The organism is Parvibaculum sp., assembly GCF_002684405.1.
In the GTDB taxonomy this organism is placed as follows: Bacteria; Pseudomonadota; Alphaproteobacteria; order Parvibaculales; family Parvibaculaceae; genus Parvibaculum.
Genome location: NZ_NYVD01000140.1, coordinates 1 through 5967, shown reverse-complemented (window position 1 = coordinate 5967; position 5967 = coordinate 1). Strand labels below are relative to the sequence as shown.

The window sequence follows — 5967 nt, the reverse complement described above, 5'->3', positions numbered from 1 at the left end:
GGGCGAGGCGGGCCGGCCGCGCATGCGGGCGGTGTGATTGTATTTTGTCCGTCATGCCCCGCTTCATGCGGGGCATCCACGTCTTAGCGGCTTTAAAGGAAGACGTGGATGGCACGGACAAGCCGGACCATGACGCGTTGCTTTGGGAAAACGGAGAAAACCATGACCACCACGCGATGGGCGAGGGTGAGGGCTGCCCTGCGCGCGCAGCGCAACGACAAAGAGCGCGGCAACGAAATCGAAGCGAAGGCAAGCCGCACCGCGGGCGTGATCTCGGTGGAAACGCTGGGCCGCCCGGTCTGGACGCCGCGCGACTATGCGGCGCTGGCCGAAGAAGGCTTCAAGCGCAATGCGGTCGCCTATCGCGCGGTGCGGATGATCGCGGAAGCCGCGGCGAGCGTGCCCTGGCTGCTCTACGACGGCACGAAAGAGGTGACGGCGCATCCGCTGCTCGACCTCATGGAACGCCCGAACCCGCGCGAGGCGGGAGCGGATCTGATGGAGGCCTGGTACGGCTTTCTGCAGGTGAGCGGCAATGCCTATATGGAATGCGTGGAGCTGGACGGACACCCGCGCGAACTCTACGCGCTGCGCCCCGACCGCATGAAGGTGATCCCCGGGCGGCAGGGCTGGCCGGAAGCGTGGGAGTATTCCGTCAACGGACGGAAAGTGACGATCCGGGCGGAAACGAACGGTGCGTCGCCGGTGATGCATATGCGGCTCTTCAATCCGCTGGACGATCACTATGGCTTGAGCCCGCTGGAAGCGGCGGCCTATGCGGTGGACATCCACAATGCGGCGGGCGCGTGGAACAAGGCGCTGCTGGACAATGCGGCGCGGCCCTCCGGCGCGCTCGTCTATAAGGGCGCGGAGGGCGCACGGAACCTCTCCGACGACCAGTTCGACCGGCTGAAGCGGGAACTGGCCGAGAATTACCAGGGTGCGGCCAATGCGGGCCGTCCGCTGCTGCTCGAAGGCGGGCTCGACTGGACGAGCATGGGGCTGACGCCGAAGGAAATGGATTTCGTGGAAGCCAAACGCGCGGCCGCCCGCGACATCGCGCTGGCGCTCGGCCCATGATGATGGGCATTCCCGGCGACAACACCTATTCGAACTACGCGGAGGCGAACCGCAGCTTCTGGCGACAGACCGTGCTGCCGCTGGTGGGCCGCACGGCGCGCATGATGAGCCACTGGCTGGCGTCGAGATATGAAGGCAATCTGCGGCTCTGGTACGACGCGGACGGCGTGGCCGCGCTCTCCACCGAACGCGAGGCGCTGTGGAACCGCGTCGGCGCGGCGGACTTCCTGACCGACGACGAGAAGCGCGAGGCGGTGGGGTATGGAAAGTAGAGATAGTCAGTTGGATAAATTAAAAATATCACCATAATAATGGGTGTCATTTTTAGGAGTGCAACGATGGCACGCCGACCTATTCCCTATCCACGTTGTTTGACCCACCACACCCATTGCGGCCCGACAGTTCAGCCACAGTTACACTTTAATCTAGCGATACTTGTGGATGACTACCTGAACAACTGTGCCAAATGCCTTGAGAGAGACAAGAGCTATTTTGAGAGTTTACCGGACTTGCGTACTGCAATTATGCAAGCTGGAAATGGCTATTTCGGTCCAACTAAGCAAATACATTCACATCAAGAGCGTATAAAAAAGCGTAAAATGCCAAATGGAACAAAAGAGCTCTTGAATCTCAGGCGTAAAAACAAAATTTTGCGGTGCGGATATTTCGAAGAACTGTATTGGATTGTGTGCGAAGTCGCAGGGAGAAAGAGTAGCGGCTTAGGTCCACTGTGGGCTTATGATGTTGCACTCAGAATCTGGAATTTCTTTGGAGAACCAGGCCCCATTGAGAGAGTCTATCTGCAATCGGGTGCCCTAAACGGACATAAAAATCTCGATGCGAGATTAGGAAATAGCATTCCAGCGTATGTTCCGCCGCAGCGTCCAACACATTGGACAACAGCCAAATATGCGCATGTGGATGATTTTCCTATGCCGTTGCGGGGCCTACCTTCTGAGCACATAGAGAATTTCTTATGTCTCTACGCAGACCATCTTTAACGACCCGCTCAGCCCTTCTTCGTCGCCCGGACCTGCTGGACCGTCACGATGGCGGCGACGACGCCGAAGACGATGAAGACGAAACCGAGGCTCGGGTTCATCATGCCGGAGAGCCAGAGCAGCACAAGCGCGATGAAGCCTGAAAACAGGGAGAAGGGCGACAGCGAATAGCCCTTGATGGTGATGACGTTGGGGACGGTCGTTTCGCCCTTGTCGCGGATCTTGCGCTCCATGGTGGCGAGGATCATCGGGGCAAGCGCGAGTACGATCCCCATGACGAGGATCATCCATTGGTCGGTATTCATCTGGGCTCAGGTCTCTTTGCTGCGTTTAGGGGCTGCGTTTATGGCCGGTGCCCGGCAGCATACATGAAACACGCGCATTTCGGAAAATACGAGGCGCGCCAAAAGGCGGTGAAGGGAAATGTCGGTCGAGGGCGTGGAATATGGATGGCATCTCGACAAGCGGGTGCCGATTGCGCTGATCCTGGCGATCGCGCTGCAGACGGGCGGCGCGCTCGTCTGGGCAGGCGCGGCGTCGGAACGGCTGATGACGCTGGAGGCGCGCTCCGCCCGCACCGACGAAATGGTGGAACGCACGGCAAGGCTGGAAGAGCAGGGCAAGGCCATGCGCGCCTCGCTCGCGCGGATCGAGGCGAAGCTGGACAGGGCGGTGGGGCGGTAATCCTTACCGGTGTCATCCCGGCGAAAGCCGGGACCCAATCCACCTGTCGGCAAATCGAGATGAGAGTGGATCCCGGGAATAAATCCCGGGAAGACAGCATCTGTTTTGAAGTCCGGCAGAAAACAAACAGTCGGTGTCGTCCCGGCACTTGTTGCCGGGACCCACTCACACCTCGTCTGGCTGATCTGCCAATGGGTCCCGGCTTTCGCCGGGATGACACTAAGTTTTTGCGTTTAGCCATATTGAAATAACAAAGGTCACCCCGGGACAAGCCCGGGGTGACAGCAGAAAAAGGGAAACCAAAGGCGCCCCTCGCAGGGCGCCTTTTTTGTTGCCCGACATTCGAGGAGGCGGAGCGCGGTGAGGGATTTGAGCGACAAGCGGGCGATCCTTGCCTGCGAGCGGGCGGAGGCGATGTTCGAGGCGAAATCGGTGAGGGCCGACGGCAGCTTCGAGGGCTATGCGAGCCTGTTTCATACCGAGGATATCGGGCATGACGTGGTGATGCCCGGCGCCTTCGCCCGCTCGCTGCGGCGGCGCGGGGCGCAAGGGGTGAAGATGCTCTATCAGCACGACCCCAATGAAGTGATCGGCGTCTGGACCGCGCTGACGGAAGACACGCGCGGCCTGCATGTGAAGGGACAGCTGCTCTCCGACGTCGGCCGCGCCCGCGAGGTGCTGTCGCTGCTGCGGGCGGGCGCCATCGACGGGTTGTCCATCGGCTATCACGCGGTGAAGGCGGTGAAGGACCGCGTGACCGGCGTGCGGCGGTTGATGGATGTCGATCTCTGGGAAATTTCCATCGTGACCTTTCCCATGCTGCCCGATGCACGGGTAAGCGCGGTGAAGGCGGGCGACGTGGAACTGGCGCGGACGATCCGCCGGGCCGCGCGCATTTTCGGGGCGCGATAGCCCCTCTCTCTAAACTCCGACAAAAGGATACTGCACATGAGTGCCATGGAGAACGGCGTGCCGCGCATCGGCGCATCGCTGAAGGAGGACGCGCGCGTCCTCGAAACCAAAAGCGCATCCGGCCATGAAGTGCGCGAGGCGATGGACGATTTCCTCTCCGCCTTCGAGGACTTCAAGCAGGCCAATGACGAGCGCCTGGGCGAGATCGAGCGGAAGATGTCCGCCGACCCGCTGACCGACGACAAGGTGGACCGCATCGACCGCGCGCTCGACCGGCAGAAGAAGATGGTGGACGAGCTGGCGCTCTCGCTGTCCCGGCCGGAAATGGGCGGCGAGGGCGTGACACTCGATCCTGCGCGGCGCGAACATAAACAGGCCTTCCATGCCTATGTGCGCCAGGGCGAGACGGGCGAGCTGCGTGCGCTGGAAGGAAAGGCGCTGTCGGCCCAGTCCGATCCCGATGGCGGCTATCTGGTGCCCGCCGAAACGGAGCGCATGATCGAACGCATCGTGTCGGAAGCCTCGCCCATTCGCGCCATTGCCGGCGTGCGGCAGATCGGCTCGGCGAGCTACAAGAAGCCCTTCACCACGGGCGGGCCGCAGACCGGCTGGGTCGGCGAAACCGATGCAAGGCCGCAAAGCGCCGCGCCGCAGCTTGCCGAACTCGAATTCCCGGCGATGGAGCTTTATGCCATGCCGGCGGCGACCTCCACGCTGCTGGACGACGCGGCGGTGAATATCGACCAGTGGCTGGCGGAAGAAGTGCAGACCGCCTTCGCCGAGCAGGAAGGCAAGGCCTTCGTCACCGGCGACGGCGTGAAGAAGCCACGCGGCCTGATGTCCTATGACACGGTGGACGATGCTGCCTGGGAATGGGGCAAGCTCGGCACGGTCTCGACCGGCAATGCGGGCGCCTTCCCGGCGTCCAATCCGGCGGACAAGCTGATCGACCTCATCTATGCGGTGAAGGCGGGCTACCGCGCCAATGGCCGCTTCGTGATGAACCGCGCGACGCAGAGCATCATCCGCAAGTTCAAGGATATGGACGGCAATTATCTCTGGCAGCCTTCGCTCGCCGCCGGTGCGCCGCCCACGCTGCTGAACTATCCGGTGACGGAAGCCGAGGACATGCCGGACGTCGCGGAAGACGCGACCGCCATCGCCTTTGGCGATTTCAAGCGCGGCTATCTGATCGTCGACCGGCTGGGCGTGCGCGTGCTGCGCGATCCATATAGCGCCAAGCCTTACGTGCTCTTCTATACGACGAAGCGCGTGGGCGGCGGCGTGCAGAACTTCGAAGCGATCAAGCTGATGAAATTCGGCGCATAAGGGAGACGGGCATGGACATGCATCACAATCTGGCGAGCGTGCAGACGCTCGACCCTGCCGTGACGACGGAAGCGCGCGCGGGCGCGCCGGTGGACATTCAGGGCTTTCACGGCGTGGAACATATCGTCGCCATTGGCGCGAGCGGCGACAGCTTGAGCGAGACCGACCGTCTCGACCTCGTGCTGGAAGCCTCCGCCGATGGCAGCAGCTGGGAGGCGGTGAGCGAGGACGGCGGCGTTCTGGGCAGCGTCGATGCGGACGGCGTCTTTGCCAGTATCGACGCGGCAGGCAAAGAGCAGAGCGAATACCGCATCGGCTATGTGGGGTCCTTGCGCTACAGCCGTATCCGTGTGGTGCCCGAAGGCACGCATGACGAAGGTACGCCCGTCGCCGCGCTGGCGCTGCTCGGCGGTGCGGATGTGAAGCCGGTTTGATTTCCCACTCAATGTCATCCCGGGCTTGTCCCGGGATCCAGAGCGGTGGCCACTATGCTCGCGGCCCCTGGATCCCGGCATAAAGCCGGGATGACAGTCTTGAGAGAACCCCATGACCCTGACACTCATCGACGGCCCGGCGGAAGAGCCGGTGACGATGGACGAGGCGCGGGCGCATTTGCGCGTGGACAGCACATCGGACGACGCGCTCATTGCCGGGCTCGTGACCGCTGCGCGCACCATGCTCGAAGCGGAAACGCGCCGCGCCTTTGTTTCGCAAGGCTGGCAATTGACGCTTGATGCCTGGCCGGAGACGCGCCGGATAAATCTGCCGCTTGCGCCGGTGGTGAGCGTGGAAGCACTGGCGGTGGACGGCACGGCGCTCGACGCCGCGCTTTACGACCTCGGCCTGCGTCACGACCCGCCGCGTATCGCCCTGAAACGGAATGCCGCGCTGCCCGCACCGGATGACACGGTGGGAGGGATCGGCGTTTCCTTCACGGCGGGCTATGGCGGGGCCGCCGCCG

7 protein-coding genes and 1 pseudogene are annotated in these 5967 nt (G+C 62.5%); 7 read left to right on the top strand and 1 reads right to left on the bottom strand.

Features of this window, described 5'->3' with window-relative positions:
* The first annotated feature begins 375 nt into the window (after nt 1-375).
* Together CMI59_RS13145 and CMI59_RS13140 are read left to right on the top strand one after the other, a co-directional pair.
* Nucleotides 376-1352, top strand: a pseudogene (locus tag CMI59_RS13145) (phage portal protein).
* Between the two features lie 66 nt (nt 1353-1418).
* Nucleotides 1419-2081 carry a hypothetical protein gene (locus CMI59_RS13140; RefSeq protein WP_293328694.1) on the top strand — a complete coding sequence of 221 codons (663 nt, stop codon included), beginning with the start codon at nt 1419-1421 and terminating at the stop codon, nt 2079-2081.
* 8 nt (nt 2082-2089) lie between these two features.
* On the opposite strand, the gene CMI59_RS13135 is transcribed toward CMI59_RS13140, so the two are convergent.
* Nucleotides 2090-2386 (bottom strand): hypothetical protein, encoded by a 297-nt coding sequence (locus CMI59_RS13135; RefSeq protein ID WP_293328693.1) that lies wholly within the window; start codon nt 2384-2386, stop codon nt 2090-2092.
* A gap of 118 nt (nt 2387-2504) precedes the next feature.
* Between CMI59_RS13135 and CMI59_RS13130 the strand changes: the two genes are divergently transcribed.
* The 5 genes from CMI59_RS13130 to CMI59_RS13110 form a co-directional block, all read left to right on the top strand.
* Complete coding sequence (locus tag CMI59_RS13130) at nt 2505-2765, top strand: hypothetical protein (protein ID WP_293328692.1); 261 nt, start codon at nt 2505-2507, stop codon at nt 2763-2765.
* A gap of 414 nt (nt 2766-3179) precedes the next feature.
* On the top strand, nt 3180-3677 hold the full coding sequence (locus tag CMI59_RS13125) for an HK97 family phage prohead protease (protein WP_293328696.1): 498 nt from the start codon (nt 3180-3182) through the stop codon (nt 3675-3677).
* A 45-nt stretch (nt 3678-3722) separates the two neighbouring features.
* Nucleotides 3723-5006 (top strand): phage major capsid protein, encoded by a 1284-nt coding sequence (locus CMI59_RS13120; RefSeq protein WP_293328695.1) that lies wholly within the window; start codon nt 3723-3725, stop codon nt 5004-5006.
* A gap of 11 nt (nt 5007-5017) precedes the next feature.
* A complete protein-coding gene (locus tag CMI59_RS13115; RefSeq protein WP_293328691.1) occupies nt 5018-5440 on the top strand; it encodes a hypothetical protein in 423 nt (140 codons plus the stop codon).
* A gap of 112 nt (nt 5441-5552) precedes the next feature.
* Nucleotides 5553-5967, top strand: a 415-nt coding sequence (locus CMI59_RS13110; protein WP_293328690.1) for a head-tail connector protein, incomplete at its 3' end; no start/stop codon positions are given.

Excerpts from the sequence above, each read along its gene's own strand:
- CMI59_RS13120 (WP_293328695.1), top strand. The coding sequence starts at position 3,723 with ATGGAGAACGGCGTGCCGCGCATCGGCGCATCGCTGAAGGAGGACGCG.
- CMI59_RS13125 (WP_293328696.1), top strand. The coding sequence starts at position 3,180 with ATGTTCGAGGCGAAATCGGTGAGGGCCGACGGCAGCTTCGAGGGCTAT.
- CMI59_RS13115 (WP_293328691.1), top strand. The coding sequence starts at position 5,018 with ATGGACATGCATCACAATCTGGCGAGCGTGCAGACGCTCGACCCTGCC.
- CMI59_RS13130 (WP_293328692.1), top strand. The coding sequence starts at position 2,505 with ATGTCGGTCGAGGGCGTGGAATATGGATGGCATCTCGACAAGCGGGTG.
- CMI59_RS13135 (WP_293328693.1), bottom strand. The coding sequence starts at position 2,386 with ATGAATACCGACCAATGGATGATCCTCGTCATGGGGATCGTACTCGCG.
- CMI59_RS13140 (WP_293328694.1), top strand. The coding sequence starts at position 1,419 with ATGGCACGCCGACCTATTCCCTATCCACGTTGTTTGACCCACCACACC.